This is a genomic window from Providencia sp. Me31A, from assembly GCF_050487165.1.
Classification (GTDB): domain Bacteria; phylum Pseudomonadota; class Gammaproteobacteria; order Enterobacterales; family Enterobacteriaceae; genus Providencia.
The window spans coordinates 48,700-72,485 of sequence record NZ_JBKQGZ010000008.1 but is presented as its reverse complement, the minus strand read 5'-3'; the positions used below and the strand labels follow the sequence as shown (position 1 = coordinate 72,485).

Below are 23,786 nucleotides of genomic sequence, written 5' to 3'. Positions count from 1 at the left end.
ATTTTGGTGGGGGCGCCTCCCCCACCCGAGGTTTACACTGACTCCAATGCTAACTCTAGTGCATGTTTGAGATCATGTACATTTTCTATGCCAATAGATAAGCGAACTAGGTTATCACTGATTCCAATTTTTTCACGTACCGATTGAGCTATCCCTGAATGCGTTGTTGACGCCGGATGACTGGCTAAAGATTCTGTTCCACCTAAGCTAACAGCCAATTTAAAAATGGCTAAGTTATCTAAAAAGCGAAATGCGTCCGCTTCATTTTCTCCCACATTAATTGAGAATGTTGACCCTGCCCCCGAACATTGTTTTTGATAAATTTGATATTCCACACTCTCTTTCGGAAAAAATGCAGGAAAATGCACTTTACTAACTTTCGGGTGCTGGTATAAATATTCAGCTAACGTTTGAGCACTGTCATTCGCACGTTCCATCCTTAACTGCAATGTTTCTAACGAACGACCTAACATCCAACTCGAATGCGGGTCTAATTGGGTGCCAATCGCATTACGTTGTGCTTTGACTTTTTTAATTAACTCATATCGACCGACTACCGCTCCTGCCACAAGGTCTGAATGACCGCCCACATATTTAGTTAGTGAGTACACACTTAAATCCGCACCGAGAGCGAGTGGTTTTTGAAATATAGGGCCAAGTAATGTGTTATCACAGATTAACAATGGAGCTTCTCCACCTTGCTGCTGGGCAATCTTTTTCGTGACTTGACTCAATAAGGCAATATCTACCAGTGTATTAAGCGGGTTAGAAGGTGTCTCAATATAAATCGCAGCAATCTTTTTACCTTTTTCAACACGATTTGCCACTGCTAAAATAGCATCGAAATCGCAACCATTTTGAAAAGGAACCGACGTAATACCAAAACGCGTCAGAGTATTTAAAAATAACGTTTCCGTTCCACCGTATAAAGGCTGAGAGTGCAGCATGACATCCCCAGGCTTTAGAACTGCCATCAAGCATGTTGTGATAGCCGACATGCCGGAAGAAAATAACGCCGCACTTTCAGCCCCTTCATAGAGCGCCAACCTATCCTCAACAATTTCACTATTTGGATGGTTAAATCGAGAATACACGAGTCCTTGCTTTTGATTATCAGGTGTTTGTGTGCGCCCACTAACCAAATTGAAAAAGTCTTTTCCTTCCTGAGCCGTTTTAAATACAAAAGTCGATGTCAGAAAAACAGGAGGTTTAATCGAACCTTCTGAAAGTTGAGGATCATATCCATAACTCATCATCAAGGTTTCAGGGGATAGCGCTTTTCCTTTTAAATCCTTTTTATAACTTTGTTCTGACATACTTGGCTCCAATCAGGTTTATTCTCATTATCTATTCTAACAATCAAATAATATTACTATTACTAATTATTTGCTCATATTCTTTAGGATAAAAACGACGTGTCACGGCTAAATGTGAGCGCAAGCGCCCTTTAATCACATTTTTTCCGAGATTGCTAAATAATGGATTCAAGGGATCACTATCTGGCCCTAAAGCCTGATCAGCTAGATAGCTAGGTAATTTTAATAGTGGAACTTCGTCCGCAAATACACTGGGGGTAATAAAATAAGCAATAGAATAACGCGAATGACTATTTTTACGTCTGACAACCTGATGAACATTCGCACGTAAATACCCGTTTGTTGCTAATTCAAATACTTCCCCAATATTGACAACAAACGCGTTTTCAAGTGGCTCTACATCTATCCAACCATTATCCGTTTCAACTTGTAAACCACCACTATTATCCTGCCATAATAACGTTAAGATACCTGCATCTTTGTGCGCACCGACCCCTTGCTCACCGTCATTATTATCTTCCCGTGCAGGGTAATGAATGAGTTTTAAGAGGTGTTGCGCTGGTTCCGCAATAATTTTTTCAAAGCTATTTTCTGGCATTTCTAAGGCAACTAAAAAAGCTTTAATCAACTTTACCGCTATTGCTCGCATATCCGCTTGCCATGCGAGTGCTTGGACTTTTAGTTCAGGCAATGATTGTGGCCACTGGTTCGGCCCATGTAAATTAAACCAGATCGGGTCTGTTTCTGTCAGGGGTAAAGCAGGTAATTCTTCACCAATATCAATTTGCTCACGATAATCAGGTTGGTTGCGAGTACTTTCTTCTGTGGATGCGGTATAACCACGAAAGTGTCGAGAATATTCCATTGAAATAGATTCTTTTTCTGCTTTAGGTAAGGCAAAAAAACGCTTGGTCGTCGTTAATAATTGCTCACGAGTTTCAGCAGAAATATTGTGTCCAACCAAATAGAAAAAACCAATTTCACGAGCAATAAAACGCAGTTTCTTATAAAAATTTTCTCTACTTGCAGGATCATCAAGTTCCTGTAGATCAATAATCGGTAATTGTGTTAAAGCCATAATTAATCAACCTTCTAAAATAGTTTTTTAAATAATAATGAAAAAAACTCATGATGTTATTAGCTGATTAAATACCATATTAAATATTACCAAAAATAATTTAAAACTATAACGATATAACTATTTTTCATAGTATGCTTATTTACACACATATAACTAAAAAAATAAAAAACCAATAAAATATTATTTATAAAAATGCGTTTTTATTTGATTAGATAATAACAACAAAACTATTAGAGATAATCATATGAAAAAACTACCTGCATTATTACTTGCGATGTCGTTTTCTGCTTTAACAGCTTGCTCGCAAGAGGAAAATATCGATGATAAGACGGCTAACATTGCGCAATCACCACAAAAAATTATTATTGGCAGCCACGGCAGTGATGCAGATATTTGGCGTTTTATCGCCCAATCACCAAGTGCCAAAGAAGCTAATTTAGATATTGATGTAAAAATTATTGATGATGGAATCACACTTAATATTGCAACCATTGATGGAGATGTGGATGTTAATGCATTTCAATCTTGGGGCTTTTTAAAAGATTTCAATAAAAGCCACAACCACCAGTTAACAGCTATTTCAACGACTTATTTTGAGCCAATGGGAATATATTCGGCAAAATATAAAAACCTCGCAGATATACCACAAGAAGCTATTATTGCTATACCTAATGATGCTGCGAACCATATTCGTGCACTGAAATTACTTGAAAAAGCCAATTTAATTACCTTAAAACCTGATTTCAACCAAGCGACAGGATCAATCAACGACATTATTTCGAACCCAAAAGATCTTGTTTTCCGCCAAATAAAATACGCTCATGGTCCAAGAGCATTACCTGATGTTGATATTGCCGTTATTGGAAATACCGCGGCTCAAGAAGGTGGCCTAAATGTATTAACAGATTCGCTTTTTCGCGAACAAAATGATGAAACAATTACGAATAATATTAATTTATTAGTCGTAAAAACGGCAAACAAAGATAATCCTAAATTTGCTAAATTAACGCAGTTATACCATACAGAAGCAGTAAGAAAGTACATATCTGATAACTTTGGCGGAACAAAAATAGACATAACCAAAGATGTCAGCGAACTTGATTAAACAAGTTGCCATTCTTACCTAGCGAGGTTATGCACCTCGCTAGGCACGTTTATTATTGAACACAGTTTATTTATCTTACTCAATTATTTTCTGCGCATTTTGTGCAATTCGCCTTATTCATTCCCTATTTTCTATTAAAACCTCTCAATGAAACCGTTATTATATTGATTTCATTTAATATTTTTGAATTTAAAACTTAAAGCAAAAATTTGAACCTTACGGTTAAATTTTTTTTCTATGATTTTGCCTTCATCCCGCTATAGTAATAATCATTGAAACAAACGACGGCTTCTGAAATTGACTCAACAAAACGCCGTGTGCTAATAAAGAGTTAGGAGACCTATATGTCTAATGCATTTATCGAAATGATTAAAAATCGTCGCACTATTTATAACCTTGGCGATGCTTTACCTGTATCTGAAGAACACGTTACTAAGTTAATTAAGGAAGCTGTAAAACACTCACCATCATCTTTCAACTCACAAACTTCAAGAGTTGTGATTTTATTTGGTGCTGAGCACAAAAAATTATGGGATCTGACTAAAGAAGCATTGCGTAAAATTGTCCCTGAGCAAGCATTCGCAGCAACTGAACAAAAAATAGATAGCTTTGCAGCAGGCGCAGGGTCAATTCTATTTTTCGAAGATAAAGATATTATCACAGGCTTACAAGAGCAGTTCCCTTTATATGCTGAGAATTTCCCTATTTGGTCGGAACAGGCAAGTGGTATTGCACAATTTGCGGTGTGGACAGCCTTATCACAAGAAAATGTCGGTGCATCATTACAACACTACAATCCATTAATTGATAATGATGTGCAAAAAACATGGAATGTCCCAGCTAATTGGATATTACGCGCTCAGATGGTCTTTGGCTCTATTAATGCGCCGGCTGGTGATAAAGCATTTATGGACGATGATGTCCGCTTCAAAGTTTTCAAATAATATAACATATTAATATTCCACCAAAATCCTTTGCATATATCTCTGCAAGGGATTTTATTTACATAATGTTTTTTAACTTTTATTTTTAGTCATCACCAGGGATACCTAATCATATTAAACATAAAAAAATATAAAAAATTTACTTATTCTAAATTTATTTAACTTAAGCCAAGAAATATACCAATAACATCCAGTCATATTATTTTATCATTTCACTTAATACCTAATAATTAATCAAATAGTATTTTCTTTAAATTTAAAATTGATATTTATCAATAAACTACAACATACCACCCCTAAATTTTAAGTATATTTGCATTTTTCACTTTGCATTGTCCATATTTGAACTACACTAAAAGTGAAGGCACAAAAACACGAAATGACGTGTTCAGTGTTATTAGTGAGGTGGACTATGAAATATTTATCTTTATTAACATCTGTTGTTGCAATAATCATTTCAAGTTATTCTTTCACCTATGCAAGTAATAATTCGTCAGGAGGCACAATTACATTTTCAGGTGGTGTCTATGAACCTCAATGTTCCGTAAGCATCCAAACTAAAGAGCACATTAATGTTAAGTGTTACAGAAAAGGTAAAGACATTTCAATAACTCAATCCTTAAAAGATGGCAAAAAAATAGAATCTGAATATGTCAAAGTTGAATATGATAAATACAGTAAGTTACCTATGTTGAATATGTTCTATGAATAATTTATTTATTTTTACCATAATGAGACAAGCTCGGAGTATTTAACTTAAACCTTGCATTAACGTTCCGAGCTTTAATCTACTCACTTTGAATTTTAACTTTTCAACTATTAAGCACGACCTTCCATTATTAATACCCTATTTTTTAGCGATATAAAAAAAGCCTACCTAAATTTTTGGCAGGCTTAAATTAATATCACACCGAAATAACTATTTCGCCGTCAAATCTACTTGATAAATGGCAAAACCAATGTCATCAGTACCCACTTGCTTCATTGGATATTGTGAATTTTCTTTAATAAATTTAGCTGCCTTTTCACTTGGCGAAGTTTCAAAACGAACATCTAATTTTTTGTCCGTTTTAATTGGAGTAAATGACCAATTGTTTGCTGCTTTAGTTGAGATCTCACCTTTTTCTTTTGAAACCTTAGCGATATAGGCCGCTAAAATTGAACGGTTTTCATCTGGTGATGCAAACGCAATGTTATTCTCTCCCGTTCCTGCGAACTTGCCACCGTAACCACGATAGTTGTTGGTTGCTACTAAGAAAGTGGCTTTTGGATCAATTGGTTTACCTTGGTAAGTCACATTTTTGATACGGTTAGCATCTTTATTAATAGTTTGGCAGTCAACATCATATTTCGCAGGCTGAGTCAGGTCTATCTGATAGTTTACGCCACTAATAGTATCAAAATTATAAGTTCTAAAACTATTCCAATTCAGTAAGCTTTGTGGAGCTGTTGATTGAGGATCGATTTGATTGAACATCCCCGCTGAACACTCTAACCACTCAATGACATCCGCACCTGTTGCTTTAACAACAACTAATGTATTTGGATACAAATATAAATCGGCCGCATTACGGAAAGTTAAATCACCTTTTTCTACTTCAATAAATTCGGTTGGTGAGTTTTTACGACCGCCAGCCTTAAATGGTGCAGCAGCAGCAAGAACCGGTAAATCAGCAAGATCTGGGTCACCTTGAATGAAGTTTTTGGTGTAATCAATTTGCGCATCATTAACAATTTGCACTGTTGGGTCACTTTGCACCAATGCCAAGTAACTGTACATATTTTCGGATGCTTTACCAATGTGCTTACCTACAAACTCACGCGTACCTTCATGTTCTTTTTCTATAATTTGAGCAAGAGCAGCATCACGCTCAACAAGCGCTTTCTTATTTGGCTTATCATAAACAGGACGTGCATGTGCAGTTGCATCAACGACTTTCCACGCACCATCATCATTGTTAACCACTAAATCAACGACACCTAAGTGGTCACCCCACTGGCCTGGCATTACAGCAGGAATACCATTAACCGTACCTTTTGCAACATCTACTCCTTTGATATCGCTAAAGTCTTTGCTTGGGAACACGCCGTGTGAATGCCCAAACATGATTGCGTCGATACCAGGAACCTCACTGAGGTAGTAAACTGAATTTTCAGCCATTGCTTTATAAGGTTCTTGTGAAAAGCCTGAATGAGGAATAGCCACCACTAAATCTGCTCCCTCTTTTTTCATTTGAGGCACAAATTTTTTCGCTGTTTCAGTAATATCGTTAACTAAAACTTTGCCTTCTAAATTTGGCTTATCCCAAATTAAGATTTGTGGTGGGACAAAACCGATGTAACCAATTTTAATGGTATGCGTTTTACCGTCTCTGTCTTTCACTGGGGTATCAACAATAATGTACGGATTAAAGTAGTTTTTCCCCGTTTTCGCATCGATAATATTCGCATTGATATATGGGAACTTGGCGCCTTCAATTGCTTTGTGCAGGAAATCTAATCCAAAGTTGAATTCATGGTTACCAAAGTTACCTACGGTATAGCCCATCGTATTTAAAAGCTTATGAGCAGGATGAGACTCACCATCTTTTAAGCCTTCACCTACAATATAGTCTGCCAGCGGACTACCTTGGATTAAGTCTCCGTTATCCACTAATACTGAGTTCGTTGCCTCTTTCTTAGCGGCTTTAATTAATGTTGCTGTACGCACATATCCAAATTGCTCTGTTGGCTTGTCTCGATAATAGTCAAAGTCAATCATGTTGCTATGAACGTCTGATGTTTCCATAACACGTAAATCAACCGTTGCCGCACCTGCATTAAATGCGACTAGCATAGCCAGTGTCGAAAGCTTCAATACTTTACTCATGTAATCCCCTTAGTTGCCATTATTGAGAGAAAATCACCTCTCAAATTTGTATACTCATCCTGTTCTATTGAACAAATAACCAACAAAAATAGCGTTAAAATTTTACACTATGTGCATGACGTCAATTTTTAATGATATTACAATGCAAACACTAACCATTTTTTGTGACTAAATCACGGTTTTCATCTTTTTATCGAGCCTGATTTTTATATCGGTCACAAAAATGAATTATTAGTGGCAATTCATGCCAAATATCTGACGTTACTTTTTTAAAATATTGTAAATAATTTTTCGCAGAAAAAAGAATTGAGTTTTAATTTACATCGCCTTAATAAGTTTATTTAACTTAAATTTAGTGTCTTATAAATATACTATTCAAATTATTTTCAATTAATCTAAATTTAATTTAAGTAATAAAAGATGATGAATTAAACATTAAAAATACAACACAAGTCCCCTATCGATTTTTATTACATACGTTGTTCTTCTAAATAATTCGAATTATGGCAATATAAAGTAACTGAATGAAGCCAATACAGCCACAGCGCTTGTGGTATAGCGAAAAAAAGTGGCAGGATTAGCCTAGAGCAAGCGCCCTACCACAGCACATATTAGGACGAAAATAACCAAGCCGCCCCGCGTACCCCACTCGAATCACCATGTATTGCTTTACGAATCGGCGTATCACATTCACGACCAAATACCCATTTTCGAATACGTTCTGGAAGCTGTTCATATAAGATATCAACATTACTCATACCACCGCCGAGCACTATGACATCGGGATCAAGCATATTAATCGCTTGAGCAAGGGCTTTAGCTAGGCGGTTTAAGTAATTTTCCATTGCTATCTCAGCAAACTTATCTCCCGATAACGCTAACTGCACAATCTCTAACCCATCCTTTTGTTTACCGGAAAGTTTATAATAATCAGCCATAAATCCTGTACCTGACACAAATAACTCAGTGCAACCTGACAGCCCACAGTAACAAGTTTCAGCGGCAAGAAATTGCCTGTCTTGCTCATCTTGCCAAGGTAAGGGATTATGCCCCCATTCACCTGCAACACCATTTCCACCTGAGTGGACTTGCCCATTAATCGCGATCCCCGCCCCACAGCCCGTACCAATAATGACAGCAAAAACGACTTTGGTTCCCGCCCCTGCACCATCTACCGCTTCCGACACGGCTAAGCAGTTGGCATCATTCGCCACTTTCACTTCACGTCCTAGCAATTGGCTTAAATCAGCATCAAAAGATTGCCCATTTAGCCATGTCGAGTTGGCATTTTTAACTTTCCCTGTTATGGGAGATAACGTTCCTGGTATTCCAACACCAACCGTTCCTGTTTGAACGGTCGCCTCCTCAGCATCTTTAACTAGACTTGCAATAGCGCTGAGTGTTGCCTCATAATCCCCTCTAGGAGTAGGAATACGCTTACGAAATAAGATATTTCCACTATCATCTAATGCAACCACTTCAATTTTTGTGCCACCAAGATCAATCCCAATTCTCATTACCCTACTCTCTTTATTGATCATTATTGATAGCCGCTATCATGGCGTGCTTTGCTAATTATGATCAAGAGCTAGCCAATAAAATTGCTAAGTTGTTCAATACGATTCATAGGGCATAGCTCCCTATACTCATTTTTTTTCGCTTAATAACAGACAATTCGTTATCATAGCCCCTTGCTCTAACTGGCTATTTATCAACAAAGGTAGGTTTTTCATGTGGTTCAAGAATATATTGGTCTATCGCCTGAATCGAGATTTGGCACTCTCCGCAGATGATCTGGAAAAACAACTTGCCACACTTGCCTATCACCCTTGTGGCAGCCAAGACATGATGCAAACAGGTTGGGTCGCTCCAATGAATGGGGCGAACGCTTTAACTCATGCCGCTGGCAACCAGATTTTAATTTGTGCCAAAAAAGAAGAAAAAATGCTGCCATCTCCTGTAATAAAGCAGGAACTACAAGATAAAATTGAAAAACTAGAAGCAGACCAAGGCCGAAAACTGAAAAAAACAGAAAAAGATGCCTTAAAAGACGAAGTGGTTCACGCTTTGCTACCTCGCGCATTTAGCAAATTCAGCAAAACGTATATTTGGATTGATACCGTCAATCAATTAATCATTGTTGACGCAGCAAGTGCAAAACGAGCAGAAGACAACCTTGCACTGTTACGTAAAAGCTTAGGATCATTACCTGTTGTGCCGTTAACTTTCAAAGATCCTATCGAACTTACGTTAACTGAGTGGATACGTTCTGGTTCATTACCACAAGGTTTTGCGGTCATGGATGAAGCTGAGCTAAAAGCGATTTTAGAAGAAGGAGGTATCATCCGTTGCAAAAAACAAGACCTCATTTCTGATGAAATCGCCACTCATATAGAAGCAGGTAAATTAGTCACCAAACTCGCGTTAGATTGGGAAGAACGGATACAATTTATGCTGTCAGATGATGGTTCGCTAAAAAGATTAAAATTTAGTGATACATTAAAAGACCAAAATGATGATATTGCTAAAGAAGACTTTGCTCAAAAATTTGATGCTGACTATGTCTTAATGACAGGTGAATTGAGCGCCTTAATTTCTCGCTTGATTGATGTATTAGGTGGCGAAGCAGAACACTAGTTTTTCTATTCATCTTATCTCAATGGCAATGAATAATTTTGTTCATTGCTATTTCTTTTTAGACCCTGCTTACATAGCCGCCATTAAGTCATTGACTGACACCCCAATCTCTGGTTGATTAAATTATATCCCTATCACAAATTTATTTTATGCTTCATTTGTTAAACAAAAATAATAAATACACATCTCCATGATTGGAGTTATGGTCAATATTCTGTTGAAGGACAAGTTATGAAAGAGCTCATCGAACCAGAAGTGGATGAAAATTCACTCGTCAGCCTACAAAAAATTACCGCAGATAATTTTTCTGAAATTTGTTTGTTAAGCCATACACTAAGTGAAGCCCAGCGCAGTATGGTCGCTGATAATGCTTACTCGATGGTAGAGGCTCAATTTTCTGACTGTGCATGGTACCGAGGCATTTATGCCGATGATGTTCCTGTTGGGTTCATCATGCTGCACTCTGGTTTAGATGATGACGAGTTAGAATATGATGGCATTATGCTTTGGCGCTTCATGATAGCAGAACCCTATCAGAAGCTTGGTTTTGGCCGTGAAGCATTAATTCAAGTTATACGTTATTTAAAAAAGAAAGGGTATCCTCGCCTCTATAACAGCTGTGGTGAAGGCGAAGAAAGTCCATTTGAATTCTACAAAAAGCTCGGTTTTGTTCCAACCGGGGGATATATCGATGACGAATGTGAATTGGTTATAGACATCACTAATTGGCAGGATGGCGAATAAACTCAGTAGGATGGCGGAAAATCGCCATCCTTACCGCCACTATTTTTGGATCAAATAGCGAATAGTCGGCCCATCTTGTTGAATATCCAACACGGTGTAACCATAGTTTTTTGCATCAAGAGGAATGTTATTAATTGACTGCGGGCAGTCACTCACCACTTCCAATATTTCTCCACTCTTTAGTGACGGCATCGCTTCCAGAGTCGCAACCGCAGGATATGGGCAAGGTTCTCCAACCATGTCTAAACGGTAATCAGGAATAATTTCTTTCTTACTCATATTGCCTCCACAGATGCATTCGTTGTTTTTTGAGCGCGTTTACGGAAAAAGTGCTTTTCCCATAACAACATTAGAACAAATGCTAAAGCTAACAATGCATAAGTCACCAATAGCCCCCCTTCAGGCCCAAAGGTTTCTAGTAGGTTTACTTTATCAAAATCAGTTGCTAACCAAGGGCCTAGGTCGTCCCAATAGTAAGCAAGAATAGTGGCACCAATGATATTACCAAAGCCAACCCACCAATAGTGAACCTGTCCTTCTACAGCCCGATACATCCAACCCGTTTCACAGCCGCCGGCCAATACGATACCGAAACCGAATAGCAAACCACCGATCACAGCATTCGGACCCGCCCATAAAATTTTAGGTGTTGCCCCCAACTGCACATAGCTGAAAATTCCAATGGCGCTAACCGCCATACCTATAAAAATCGCTTTTGCCATATGAGTACGGCCAGTGATCCAAAGGTCACGAAATGCAGAGGTAAAACAAATTTGTGCTCGCTCAATTAATAAACCAAAGCCTATTCCACACAAAATTGCAAAGCCCATTACAGGGGAGTCTAATAACGTATAAAAACCCCAAGCAATGGCTAAGGTGAAAATCACCATCCCAAGTTTAAAACGTTTTTTCGCCGCTTCATGGTTTTGTGTCAAAGGAGATGCAGTATTGACCTTCTTCAATTTCACTGGAATACGAAACATGGGCATTAAGGTAAATTTGGCTCCAAAATATGAACCAGCCGCCGTCGCAACCGCAAAGAACCATGCGTGTAATGAAAACTGAGGGATCCCCGTAAAGAATGCCGCAAGGTTACATCCCATCGCTAAACGCGCACCAAACCCTGCGATAATACCGCCTAAGATAGCTTGAAAAATACGGATTCTATGTTGAGGCATACGTAATTTAATATTATTGGCCCATAATGCAGCCGCAAAACACCCTGCAAACATACCAATAATCATGACACCATCGATACGGTCTAAAGGCGTTCCTTCAAAGCCAATAACTTTAAAATAACCCCATGTTTCAGGCTCGGCACCAAACAATTGTGCTATATGCCCTCCCCAACGAGTAAATTCCCCTGTAACGGCCCAAAATGTTCCCGTCAAACCAAAGTAGTATGTAGATAAGATCCCTGCTGCAATAACTGCGGGTAATGGTTTCCAAAAACCGATGAGATAGTGAGATTTAAAATCAGACCAAGTCATTGTTACTTCCAAATTCGTTCACGCCAGCCCCTGGCAGAGATACTCGCCGTTGTATAATTATCTTCATAAGTCATTTATATAGATACCCCACCGCGAGGAGAAAACATCATACCTTGATAAATTTTTTCGTGAAGTTATTTCCTCAAAAAACAGAGAAAAGATTGATTCTCATGGTATAAATACCCATATGTCATACGAACAAACACAGGTGGTACTCTGTTTCGATGAATACCTGCACGTAAGAAATATACAAATAAAAAAAAAGCGTTATCGCAATGATAACGCTGGAAGTGTAGTCTTATTTTATCTATAGAGGAGTATAATATGAAATTGCCGTATTACGGCGACGCTTGCTATGCGTAGTCTGCAGTCAGCCCATTTGACTCCAGTCATAACACTTATTCACTACATAAATACACTAAATTATTTAAGCTATCTGATTAAATATTTATATCTATTTTTAATATAAAGCCGAACAACTCACTAACTCTGTATTATTTCAAAATCAGTTATGGCTTTATTTATTCCCGAGCGTACATAAATTAAAAAAATAGACAACTCTGTATAATAAAGTATTTAAAAGTATTTCTAAATGTTATGACTCGTATTATAACGCAACACTTCTATTGAGCAAGCTTTTTTTAACTTAAATCATGAACATACAGGATAAAAGACAAAACCATTAAAAATCAATAAGTTAAAAGATAATCAATAAAATTAACAAAATAATAAACCTATAGTTAAGATATTACAAACTATTTACAGTCACTATAGATATATTTACTTAAATCATTTGTGAGTTAATTTAGCTCATAAGTTTAATCGTAACTAACTTACCCACTAAAAATGAGAAATATATTTTTAGCATATAAACTAATATCTAGTCATTAATAAACCTTACCTATATTAATATTCAAGTTAATAGTTATATATACTTATGTTATTTTAATATTATTTATAATCACAATTAAATAGATACTAGCTTCATGATAAATAATCAATTTCTGATTTATTCAGCTAAAAATATTAACCACCTATATTATATGGATATATTTGGTTAAGTTTAAAAATTAATAAAAGTAAATTCCCATATAAATAGAATGGTTTATTTTTAATTAAGCTTCTCTTTTAATCACTTTTAAAATTAATCAAATAAATAGAATAAATAACCAGTCTAACTGGTATTTTTAAACTAAAAAACCATAATTGATATTTAATCACTCTTATGCAAATTCAGAAGAAAAAACAAACATACATCAAACGCTCAATTAACTGAGACAATAAAGACAGAAATCATTCATTATAATAATTAATGTTAATTACTCTTTTTTGCTGCTAACACATAAAAAAAACCCACACAACGAGTAAGAAAATACCTATAACAAGCTTTCAAACCAAAATCATTACAAATAAAATGCATAAAATAAGAATAAAAAACTTATAATAAGATAATAATCAGTAAAATAATTATAATAAGAGATATAAAATAAGAAAATCAGAGGGCTATATCTTATTAATAAAAGAGAATGAATTTAAAGAATTAAAAAACGCGTTTTATCTTGATAACAATAAAACGCGTTAATGCAATAGAGCTGCTCTACTTAGAGGAAGTCGCTTCCATTCCAACTAAACCAATCTTTAGATATCCTGATTGACGCAATGCATTCATCACATCCATCATGGTCTCATAGTCAACACTCTTATCGGCTTGGAAAAAGATTGTCGTATCTTTATTAGAGCTAGTTGCTTGATCTAACGTTGCTGATAGCTGCTCTTTGGATATAGCTTGATCACCAATAAACAATTGACTATCCGCTTTAACGGTCAAAAATACCGGCTTTTCTGGTCGAGGCTGTGGCTTCGCTGTCGAGGCAGGTAAGTCAACTTTAATATCAACAGTTGCCAGTGGTGCAGCAACCATAAAGATAATCAATAAAACCAACATAACATCAATAAATGGTGTTACGTTAATTTCATGCATTTCACCGCTATCGTCTTGTTCGTCACCTAAACGCATTGCCATAATAATTACCTTGCTTTGCTATTTGCCAGATCGAGGTCACGCCCGAGTAATAAAGCAGATTGAGCAGCGACATCCCCTACTTGACCACGATAGTTGTTGATCATACGAGCAAAAATGTTGTAAATCACAACAGCAGGAATCGCTGCGATAAGACCAATTGCTGTCGCTAAAAGCGCTTCTGCAATCCCTGGGGCAACAACAGCAAGGTTAGTGGTTTGTGAGTGAGCAATCCCAATAAAACTATTCATGATCCCCCAAACAGTACCGAATAAACCGACAAATGGAGAAATTGCACCAATAGTTGCTAAGTAACCATTCCCACGCCCCATATAACGGCTAATCGCTGCAACAGCTCTTTCTAGACGGAATGATGTACGTTCTTTGGTACCAGATAAGTCAGCGCTATTTGCTGACAGCGCTCTTTCACTCACCGCTTCATTTAATAACATCCGAGTAACACTGTTTGATTTGAAACTTTCAGCAATACTCACAGCCTCATCAAGGGACTTCACTTCTGCAATCGCTTTGGCTTCTTCTTTCAAACGGCGGCGTGCAAATAAGATTTCGATACCCTTAGAGAAAAATATCGCCCAAGTAATTATCGAAGCAATCACTAACCCAATCATCACTGTTTTAACAACATTATCGGCGTTTTGGTACATTCCCCAAACAGATAAATCTTGGTCAAAACCGCCCGTTGGCGCCTCAGTCGCAATGTCAATATTTTCACTGACAACCTCGGTATTTACCGCTTGTCCTTGGTCGGGCTCAGAAGGTACTGATGAAACTTCAGCATTGAGTTGTGGTGTTGCCGGTGCTGCATTTGATGGTGTATTTTGAGACGCAGCGGGTGTTATAGGTGTGGTTTCAGCGACTGCCGTGCCCATCAAGCCGAACGCCAATAGAATAGAAGCTGTTAGTTTACGCATCAGTTGGCCTTTACTCTCTTTCTAGTGTTGTAGAATAAAATTTATATCGATGATTGTGCCATTCATCGACTAACCTTTAAAAGCGAAATTTGACTCGCGTTGTTTGTCCCTTTTAAAAAAGACGCTGCTGATGATATCAAACATGGCGCGAATTGATAGTAATTATCATTAGTATTCGCGAATTTTTTATCTTTTTTTGTTCTTCGACAAAGAAGCCCACATCGACTATACGGTTAGTCCCATCTTATTCTAATTCATTAAACACACTCATTCAGCGAAGGTATGTTTCCTTTACTAATGATAATGATTTAATTATGTTCATTTGCGCCATAAAGGTCACACTTACCTTAGTTGAAGAATACTCAGGTTACATTTCTTTCAGGATCATTTAACTTCTTAACATTACATATTTTAAATTTGGTAAATTGACATTCAGTGTAAGGAAAATCATGGCAAACATTAAACCTGAAACACAATTAGTCCACATAGGCCGGAACCCTAAATTTACACAAAAAGGGGTAAACCCTGTTATCCAGCGGGCATCTTCAATTATTTTTGATTCACTCGAAGAAAAACGCCATGCCACTCGTCATCGTGCAAACGGAGTTCTTTTTTACGGACGTCGAGGAACACAAACACATTTCGCATTTCAAGAAGCGATGACTGAATTAGAAGGAGGGGCGGGCTGTGTACTTTACCCTTCTGGCGCAGCGGCAATTACCAATGCTATTTTGTCTTTTATTTCTGCTGAGGATCATATTCTAGTCACCGGCTCTGCTTACGACCCTACACAAAACTTTTGTGACCGTATTTTAGCCAAATTGAATGTCCAAACAACGTATTTTGACCCACTCATTGGCGCTAATATTGTTGATTTAATTCAGCCAAATACTCGCATTGTCTTTTTGGAATCTCCCGGTTCTGTGACCATGGAAATCCAAGATTTACCCACTATAGTTAAAGCGATCCGCGCTAAATCCCCTGAAATTATCATTATGATTGATAATACTTGGGCAGCCGGTATCCTGCTAAAACCTTTATTATTAGGCGTTGATATCTCCATCCAATCTGCCACTAAATACATTAATGGTCATTCTGACGGTATGCTAGGCCTTGCTGTCGCTAATCAACGCTGCATCGAAATATTACGTGAAAACTCATACTTACTCGGCCAAACGGCAGACCCTGACACCGTTTATATGGCCAATCGTGGCCTTCATACCTTGCCAACCCGACTCAAGCAGCATCAAGTTAATGGCTTGCAGGTCGCTAATTGGTTACAACAACGCTCTGAAGTAGAACAAGTTTTTCATCCAGCCTTTCCTTCTACACCAGGTCATGAGTTCTTTGTGCGCGACTTCTCCGGCTGTAATGGTTTATTCTCTTTTCAGCTAAAAGCACGGTTAACACCTGAACAATTCACTGAATTTCTTAATAATTTTAACCATTTCAAGATGGGATACTCATGGGGGGGGTTCGAATCTCTCATTTTGGGTTATCAAAAAGAAGACTTACAAAGCATGCGTCAATACAACTTTACCCCAAAAGAAGGAACGTTCTTTCGTGTTCACATTGGACTAGAACACCCCGATGACTTAATTGAGGACTTGCAATTAGCATTTGAAAGAATTTAACTTAAATAAATCAAATAATTAATTGCAGGCTAACGGTATATCGTTACCTGCAATTACGTCACTAAATCGCTAATTCATCAAACAAATCAAACTTGAAGCATTTTTTTCCTGTAATATAAGTAATAACGAAATTCGCTTTTACACATATACAGGAACGATTATGGAAGTCCTACGCGAAATCGTACAGGCACTTTGGAACCACGATTTCCTTAAACTCTCCAACCCTGAGGTTCTTTGGGTTATTTATACCGTACTTTTTGTTGTCATAGTCTTAGAAAATGGCGTTTTACCTGCGGCATTTCTACCTGGGGACACCTTGCTTATCCTCTCAGGCGCGTTGATCGCTAAGGGAGTATTGCACTTTATTCCAACCATTTTATTGCTGACAACAGCCGCGAGTTTAGGTTGCTGGCTAGGCTTTTTACAAGGTAGGTGGTTAAGTGAAACTAAAGTTATAAAGCGTTGGTTATCACAAATACCTGAAGAATATCACACCAAAGCCAACAACATGTTTAATAAGCAAGGATTATACGCCCTGCTTATAGGTCGCTTTTTGGCATTTGTAAGGACTATATTGCCTTTGCTCGCTGGATTATCAGAATTAAGTCACCGCCGTTTCCAGTTTTTTAACTGGTTAAGTGGTTTGTTATGGGTTGGCTTGATTGTCACCTTAGGGTATGCCCTAAACCAAATTCCTTTTGTGAAAGAACACGAGCAAATTGTGATTAGTGCGTTGATGATTATCCCAGTTATCCTACTGATTAGTGGCCTAATTGGCTCAATTGTAATGTACTGGAAACACCGCAAAGCACTCTCGAGTAGCAAAGAGAAATCATAATATGACTGAACAATGGCCGCTAGTCAGCGGCCATTCAGACTGCTGACAAACATATTATGTTTGGCGGCAAGTCGAATAGGTTTTGAAAATAAACTAGGAAAATCAATTTATTGATTTTCGGCTGATAACACAAAGCGGGAAAATCCACGCTTTTATCCCGCTTTGTCAACAACCTCAATGGCCGCTAGTCAGCGGCCATTTGGTTTATTCAGTCATCAAACTACTAATAGCAGAAAATAAGTACTGACCAATTTCTGCAGTCATCCATGTCCCTTGAGAAATTTTGGGATCTTCACGATAAATAGCCCGAATTCTCTCTTGTAGCTCAGGATCTCCCCCCGTAAACTGGTTGAACATCGTTAACCATGTTTGTGCTAATTGTTGTACTTCAGGTGAATCTGGGGATTTTTGGGCTTTTAATGCATTATATAAACCCGCAATTAACTCAGGCCACACCTGCCCTGAAGCAAAATAATGTTGCTGAACAAAAGCAAATTGCTCCGCGGTTAAATGGGGTTTAAACAGTGATAATTGGTATTCACTAAAACCCTCTGCAACAAATTGGATCATTGCGACAGAAATGCCTGATGAATAAGCTAACGTGTTATCCGATAAATGAATTTGATTCAGTCGTGCAAAGAAATCAGGGTTTCCTCCAGTATCTCTTTCTAACGCTGTCATCCATTCATGTGCAATTTGTTGCACCTCTGTAGATTGAGGTGTTGCACCTTGTTCCATCAGCTTGCTTACCGTTGCTACGCGCTGTTGCCACTCTTGGTTTTTCAGCGTATGCGCCGTATATAATGGCAATTGTTCCAATTCTTGAGGGGTAAAATATTTATCAAACATCGACATCATCTCCAATACAGAAAACCAATCAGCCTGAGTTAAAGTATTCCCCGTTTGCATTTGCCTGTGTAATTGCTCTAATCGATTACGTAATGTCGCCATTTGCTCCATTTGTTCCGTTAATAATGCAATTCGCTCTTGCAGCAAACTCGTCATATCTCCACTCTGGCCATCCAGTAATTCACCGATGTTTTTCAGTTTGACTCCAACTTGCCGTAACAATTGAATTTGCGTTAAACGCTCTATGCATTGCATGTTGTAAAGCCGATAACCTGCATCGGTTCTTGCAGTTGGTACCAATAAGCCAATTTCTTCATAATGATGAAGTGTACGGATGGTTAATCCTGTTTTTTCCGCGATCTCACCAACTTGAAATAGCATATGTTCCTCCTGTAATTGCGACTAAGGTTAGTGCCTCACGTTACGTGAGAGTCAATCACTACTTTGTACTTTTTATTAAAATTCCATCTTATCCATTATATCAGCAGACAATTTCTCTCTCGTCAGGAGATGGCTTTATAGAATAGCAATAAAAAAGCCCCAGTAGATTGAATACTGAGGCTTATATAGATAACGTTAAATTATTACTTAATTAATGCATGCATTTCTTGTACAGAGATTACCGTATCGGTTGGGCCTGCACTGAGCGACATCGTAGTGGCAAACCCACCATTTAATGTCGTGTCATAGTGAACTTTATATTGTAAGGCACTACGGCGAATTAACTTAGAATCTTCAATCGCTTGACGCCCTGCGGTGGTATTCACGATATAATCGTATTCACCGTTCTTAATTCTATCTTGAATGTGCGGACGACCTTCATGAACCTTATTCACCAACCTAGGATTGATCCCGGCTTCACCTAATACAATCGCAGTGCCGTGTGTCGCATCCAGCTCAAAGCCGTGTTTTAACAGCTTAGCGGCTAAATCAACCACGCGAGTTTTATCTCCCTCACGAACAGATAACAGTGCACGGCCTGATTTTTTCATCGTCGAGCTACTGCCTAACATCGCTTTAGCAAAGGCTTCAGCAAATGTCCGGCCGACGCCCATTACTTCGCCTGTTGAACGCATTTCAGGCCCAAGAATTGGGTCAACACCAGGGAATTTATTGAATGGCAATACCACCTCTTTCACAGAGTAATATGGTGGAATAACCTCTTCCGTCACCCCTTGCTGTGCCAAGGTTTGCCCTACCATCACACGCGCTGCAACTTTCGCTAATGGCACACCCGTTGCTTTAGAGACAAAAGGCACAGTCCTTGCCGCACGTGGATTGACTTCAATTAAGTAAACTTCATTATTTTTGACTGCAAACTGCACGTTCATCAAGCCACGCACACGTAACTCAAAGGCAAGGTTACGAACTTGTTCACGCATGACATCTTGGATTTCTTGGCTAAGCGTATAAGCAGGTAGAGAACATGCGGAGTCACCAGAGTGCACACCAGCTTGCTCAATGTGTTCCATGATACCGCCGATCAGTACCATCTCACCGTCACAAATCGCATCTACGTCAACTTCAACCGCATCGTCTAGGAAACGGTCAAGTAGTACTGGCGCATCGTTAGAGACACTTACCGCGGTTTGGAAATAGCGACGTAAATCGACTTCGTCATAAACAATTTCCATTGCACGGCCCCCTAACACATAAGATGGCCGAACCACCAGCGGGTAACCTATTCCTGCGGCTTTTTCAACTGCTTGTTCTATCGTTGTCACCGTTGCATTTTGGGGTTGTTTCAAATTTAAACGGTTGACGGCTTGTTGGAAACGCTCGCGGTCTTCGGCACGATCAATCGCATCAGGGCTTGTTCCTATCACAGGAACACCCGCGGCCTCAAGCGCTCTAGCTAATTTCAGTGGGGTTTGACCACCATATTGAACAATGACACCTTGTGGCTGTTCGATGCGTACAATTTCAAGTACGTCTTCCAATGTGACAGGCTCAAAATATAAGCGATCTGATGTGTCATAGTCTGTTGAAACTGTTTCAGGGTTACAGTTAACCATAATGGTTTCATAACCATCTTCACGTAAAGCCAAAGAGGCATGAACACAGCAGTAATCAAACTCGATCCCTTGACCAATACGGTTCGGGCCACCGCCTAATACCATCACTTTTGGCTTACTGTTATTTGGATTAGATTCGCACTCATCCTCGTAGGTGGAGTACATATAAGCGGTATCCGTGGCGAATTCGGCTGCGCAGGTATCAACACGTTTATAGACTGGGTGTAAACCGTAACCTTGACGTAGTTTACGTAACTCCGCGTCAGAAACCCCCACTAACGTGGCTAAACGCGCATCGGCAAAACCTTTACGTTTAAGAATGCGCAGGAAATCTTTTGTCAGACCATTGATGCCTAACTCAGCGACTTGTTCCTCTAAACGAACGAGCTCTTCAATCTGCACTAAGAACCAGCGGTCAATATTCGTTAAGTTAAAGACACCATCAACAGACAGACCTGCGCGAAAAGCATCGGCAATGAACCAAATGCGTTCTGCACCCGCGTCTTTTAATTCACGACGGATACGTGTTAATGCCTCAGGGTCTTCTTGCGTCACTTTAGGGTCAAAACCCGTTGCTCCGACTTCTAACCCACGTAGTGCTTTTTGCATTGACTCTTGGAAAGTACGCCCAATGGCCATCACTTCCCCTACTGACTTCATTTGCGTCGTCAGGCGGTCATTCGTACCCGCAAATTTTTCAAAATTAAAGCGTGGAATTTTTGTAACAACGTAGTCAATGGAGGGTTCGAAGGATGCAGGAGTACGTCCCCCTGTGATGTCATTCATCAACTCATCGAGGGTATAACCAACGGCCAGTTTCGCGGCAATTTTAGCAATTGGGAACCCTGTTGCTTTCGATGCGAGTGCCGATGAACGTGAAACTCGTGGGTTCATTTCAATCACAATTAAGCGGCCATCTTTAGGGTTAACTGCGAACTGAACGTTAGAACCCCCCGTTTCGACACCGATTTCACGCAAAACAGCCATCGAGGCATCGCGCATAATTTGGTATTCTTTGTCTGTTAAGGTTTGTGCTGGCGCAACAGTAATTGAGTCACCCGTATGAATCCCCATTGCATCGAAGTTTTCGATAGAGCAAACAATAATACAGTTGTCTTTTTTGTCGCGGACAACCTCCATTTCATACTCTTTCCAACCAATCAATGACTCATCAATTAACAACTCATTTGTTGGTGATAAATCTAGACCACGGGTACAGATTTCTTCAAACTCTTCACGGTTGTAGGCGATACCTCCTCCTGTTCCCCCCATCGTAAATGATGGGCGGATAATACATGGAAAGCCAACTTCATCAGCCACGGCATAGGCTTCTTCCATATTATGAGCAATCCCTGAGCGAGCAGTACCCAAACCGATTTTTTTCATTGCTTTATCAAAACGTTGGCGATCTTCTGCTTTATCAATCGCATCCGCCGTCGCCCCAATCATTGTCACGCCAAATTCAGCTAAAACCCCTTTGCGTTCCAACTCAAGTGCGCAGTTCAAGGCGGTTTGCCCCCCCATCGTCGGTAACACAGCATCAGGACGCTCTTTTTCAATAATTTTGCGTACAACTTCCCAATGAATTGGCTCAATATACGTGGCATCCGCCATTTCAGGGTCGGTCATGATTGTCGCTGGGTTCGAGTTAACTAGGATGACTCGATAACCTTCTTCACGTAACGCTTTACACGCTTGCGCACCTGAGTAGTCAAATTCGCATGCTTGACCGATAACAATTGGGCCTGCGCCTAAAATCAGAATGCTTTTTATATCAGTACGTTTTGCCATTTTTTGCTCCCGATTATTTTGCGTTTTGACGTGAGGTGTTTTGACGATACTCATTAATTAAATCAATGAAGTGATCGAATAAATTTGCCGCATCATGTGGCCCTGAACTTGCTTCAGGGTGGCCTTGGAAACTAAATGCAGGTTTATCTGTACGGTGAATACCTTGCAATGTTCCATCAAACAGTGACTTATGCGTCACTCGCAATGTCTCAGGAAGTGTAGACTCATCGACTGCGAAACCGTGGTTTTGCGCAGTGATCATCACTACATCACTATCCAAATCTTTAACTGGATGGTTAGCGCCATGATGACCAAACTTCATTTTCATGGTATTTGCACCGCTGGCTAACGCTAGCAGCTGATGCCCTAAACAGATACCAAAGATAGGAATTTCGGTTGTTAAGAACGTTTTAATCGCTTCAATTGCATAATCACAAGGGGCAGGGTCACCCGGTCCATTCGATAAGAAAATACCGTCAGGTTCCATCGCCAAAACAGTTTTTGCTGGAGTTGTTGCTGGCACAACGGTTAAACGGCAGCCACGGTCAACTAACATGCGAAAAATATTACGTTTAGCACCAAAGTCATATGCCACGACATGTAATGGTAATTCTTCGACAGGCTTAGCGCCCTGTTGGCCATTTTCTAATGACCAAGTGCCTTGAGACCACTGATAAATTTCTTTGGTGCAGACTTCTTTTGCCAAATCCAACCCATTCAACCCTGAGAAGCTACGCGCTTTTTCAAGTGCCAGTGCAACATCAGGATACTCCCCTGCAATAATGCAACCGTTTTGCGCCCCTTTTTCTCTTAGCAAACGCGTTAATTTACGTGTATCGATATCTGCAATTGCAACAACATTATGGTGTTTCAGATATTCAGATAACCCTCTTTGCCCACGAAAGTTACTGTATACCAATGGTAAATCTCGAATTATTAAACCTTGAGCATGAACGTTGGGAGATTCTTCGTCGTCTGCATTAGTGCCGACATTACCAATATGAGGATAAGTGAGAGTAACAATTTGGCGGGAATAGGAAGGGTCTGTAATTATTTCTTGATATCCGGTCATTGACGTATTGAAAACGACTTCTCCAACTGCGGCGCCCTCTGCACCGATGGCACGCCCGTGGAATTGGGTTCCGTCTTCCAGAACCAATATAGCTGACTTAATCAAAACACCCTCCGGAGAATAATAAATCACGTTTTTTGCATATTAATTCAGATTTTGCGATCTAAATCAATGCCAAAATGAGTTTTTAATCAAATTTTTGGCAAATTGCGCGCATTCTAATGATGAGACGGGGTCTTGTCTAGAAAAAAATGCTTTTTTTTCACTTTTATCTTACATTTTTACTTAACTACCTATCTTTTATCTTAATAACCATTATAAATCATAACAAATGCAATTTAGTAAACGATTGCATATGAAAATAATTGAATTATTGATAGATGAGTAGTTAAAAATAAGACAAAAGGAAAAGTAACGGCCTAAAACGTAGATTTTCAACCAGAAAAAAC

18 protein-coding genes are annotated in these 23,786 nt (G+C 39.0%); 7 read left to right on the top strand and 11 right to left on the bottom strand.

The window, feature by feature from the left end:
• Window positions 1-32 precede the first annotated feature (32 nt).
• A complete protein-coding gene (locus tag ACLPIE_RS08070; protein ID WP_430261007.1) occupies window positions 33-1,316 on the bottom strand; it encodes a cystathionine gamma-synthase family protein in 1,284 nt (427 codons plus the stop codon).
• A gap of 43 nt (window positions 1,317-1,359) precedes the next feature.
• Window positions 1,360-2,394: an isopenicillin N synthase family dioxygenase gene (locus ACLPIE_RS08065; protein ID WP_430261006.1), complete on the bottom strand. Its 1,035-nt coding sequence runs from the start codon at window positions 2,392-2,394 to the stop codon at window positions 1,360-1,362.
• Window positions 2,395-2,641: 247 nt separating this feature from the next.
• On the opposite strand from ACLPIE_RS08065, the gene ACLPIE_RS08060 reads away from it, so the two are divergent.
• The 3 genes from ACLPIE_RS08060 (at window position 2,642) to ACLPIE_RS08050 (ending at window position 5,158) form a co-directional block, all read left to right on the top strand.
• Entirely contained in the window at window positions 2,642-3,502 is an 861-nt protein-coding gene (locus ACLPIE_RS08060; RefSeq protein WP_430261005.1) for a MetQ/NlpA family ABC transporter substrate-binding protein, read from the top strand.
• A gap of 344 nt (window positions 3,503-3,846) precedes the next feature.
• On the top strand, window positions 3,847-4,446 hold the full coding sequence (locus ACLPIE_RS08055) for a nitroreductase family protein (protein ID WP_430261004.1): 600 nt from the start codon (window positions 3,847-3,849) through the stop codon (window positions 4,444-4,446).
• Between the two features lie 412 nt (window positions 4,447-4,858).
• Window positions 4,859-5,158 (top strand): hypothetical protein, encoded by a 300-nt coding sequence (locus ACLPIE_RS08050; protein ID WP_430261003.1) that lies wholly within the window; start codon window positions 4,859-4,861, stop codon window positions 5,156-5,158.
• A 207-nt stretch (window positions 5,159-5,365) separates the two neighbouring features.
• On the opposite strand, the gene ACLPIE_RS08045 is transcribed toward ACLPIE_RS08050, so the two are convergent.
• Together ACLPIE_RS08045 and mak are read right to left on the bottom strand one after the other, a co-directional pair.
• Window positions 5,366-7,315 (bottom strand): bifunctional 2',3'-cyclic-nucleotide 2'-phosphodiesterase/3'-nucleotidase, encoded by a 1,950-nt coding sequence (locus ACLPIE_RS08045; protein ID WP_430261002.1) that lies wholly within the window; start codon window positions 7,313-7,315, stop codon window positions 5,366-5,368.
• Between the two features lie 611 nt (window positions 7,316-7,926).
• Window positions 7,927-8,832, bottom strand: a complete 906-nt coding sequence (mak, locus tag ACLPIE_RS08040; RefSeq protein ID WP_430261001.1) for a fructokinase — start codon at window positions 8,830-8,832, stop codon at window positions 7,927-7,929.
• 214 nt (window positions 8,833-9,046) lie between these two features.
• Between mak and rdgC the strand changes: the two genes are divergently transcribed.
• A complete protein-coding gene (gene rdgC, locus ACLPIE_RS08035) occupies window positions 9,047-9,952 on the top strand; it encodes a recombination-associated protein RdgC (protein ID WP_430261000.1) in 906 nt (301 codons plus the stop codon).
• Between the two features lie 231 nt (window positions 9,953-10,183).
• The gene (locus tag ACLPIE_RS08030; RefSeq protein WP_430260999.1) at window positions 10,184-10,696 is read left to right on the top strand and encodes a GNAT family N-acetyltransferase; all 513 of its coding nucleotides are present in this window, start codon (window positions 10,184-10,186) and stop codon (window positions 10,694-10,696) included.
• A gap of 39 nt (window positions 10,697-10,735) precedes the next feature.
• On the opposite strand, the gene yedF is transcribed toward ACLPIE_RS08030, so the two are convergent.
• The 4 genes from yedF to exbB all read right to left on the bottom strand — a co-directional run bounded on the left by yedF (window position 10,736) and on the right by exbB (window position 15,138).
• A complete protein-coding gene (gene yedF / locus ACLPIE_RS08025) occupies window positions 10,736-10,975 on the bottom strand; it encodes a sulfurtransferase-like selenium metabolism protein YedF (RefSeq protein ID WP_206084545.1) in 240 nt (79 codons plus the stop codon).
• On the bottom strand, window positions 10,972-12,186 hold the full coding sequence (gene yedE / locus ACLPIE_RS08020) for a selenium metabolism membrane protein YedE/FdhT (RefSeq protein WP_430260998.1): 1,215 nt from the start codon (window positions 12,184-12,186) through the stop codon (window positions 10,972-10,974). Before yedE ends, yedF begins: the two co-directional genes overlap by 4 nt.
• A gap of 1,597 nt (window positions 12,187-13,783) precedes the next feature.
• The gene (gene exbD / locus ACLPIE_RS08015) at window positions 13,784-14,209 is read right to left on the bottom strand and encodes a TonB system transport protein ExbD (RefSeq protein WP_430260997.1); all 426 of its coding nucleotides are present in this window, start codon (window positions 14,207-14,209) and stop codon (window positions 13,784-13,786) included.
• A 5-nt stretch (window positions 14,210-14,214) separates the two neighbouring features.
• Window positions 14,215-15,138, bottom strand: a complete 924-nt coding sequence (exbB, locus tag ACLPIE_RS08010) for a tonB-system energizer ExbB (protein ID WP_430260996.1) — start codon at window positions 15,136-15,138, stop codon at window positions 14,215-14,217.
• Window positions 15,139-15,587: 449 nt separating this feature from the next.
• On the opposite strand from exbB, the gene metC reads away from it, so the two are divergent.
• Both metC and ACLPIE_RS08000 read left to right on the top strand, forming a co-directional pair.
• A complete protein-coding gene (gene metC / locus ACLPIE_RS08005; protein ID WP_430260995.1) occupies window positions 15,588-16,772 on the top strand; it encodes a cystathionine beta-lyase in 1,185 nt (394 codons plus the stop codon).
• Between the two features lie 160 nt (window positions 16,773-16,932).
• Window positions 16,933-17,610: a DedA family protein gene (locus ACLPIE_RS08000; RefSeq protein ID WP_430260994.1), complete on the top strand. Its 678-nt coding sequence runs from the start codon at window positions 16,933-16,935 to the stop codon at window positions 17,608-17,610.
• 204 nt (window positions 17,611-17,814) lie between these two features.
• Here the strand turns inward: ACLPIE_RS08000 and ACLPIE_RS07995 are convergent, their stop codons facing one another.
• From ACLPIE_RS07995 to carA, 3 genes are all read right to left on the bottom strand, one after another.
• Complete coding sequence (locus tag ACLPIE_RS07995) at window positions 17,815-18,840, bottom strand: MerR family transcriptional regulator (RefSeq protein ID WP_004905612.1); 1,026 nt, start codon at window positions 18,838-18,840, stop codon at window positions 17,815-17,817.
• 203 nt (window positions 18,841-19,043) lie between these two features.
• Window positions 19,044-22,265, bottom strand: coding sequence for a carbamoyl-phosphate synthase large subunit (gene carB / locus ACLPIE_RS07990; protein ID WP_430260993.1), 3,222 nt, complete (start codon window positions 22,263-22,265; stop codon window positions 19,044-19,046).
• Between the two features lie 13 nt (window positions 22,266-22,278).
• The gene (gene carA / locus ACLPIE_RS07985; protein ID WP_430260992.1) at window positions 22,279-23,442 is read right to left on the bottom strand and encodes a glutamine-hydrolyzing carbamoyl-phosphate synthase small subunit; all 1,164 of its coding nucleotides are present in this window, start codon (window positions 23,440-23,442) and stop codon (window positions 22,279-22,281) included.
• Between the last annotated feature and the right edge of the window lie 344 nt (window positions 23,443-23,786).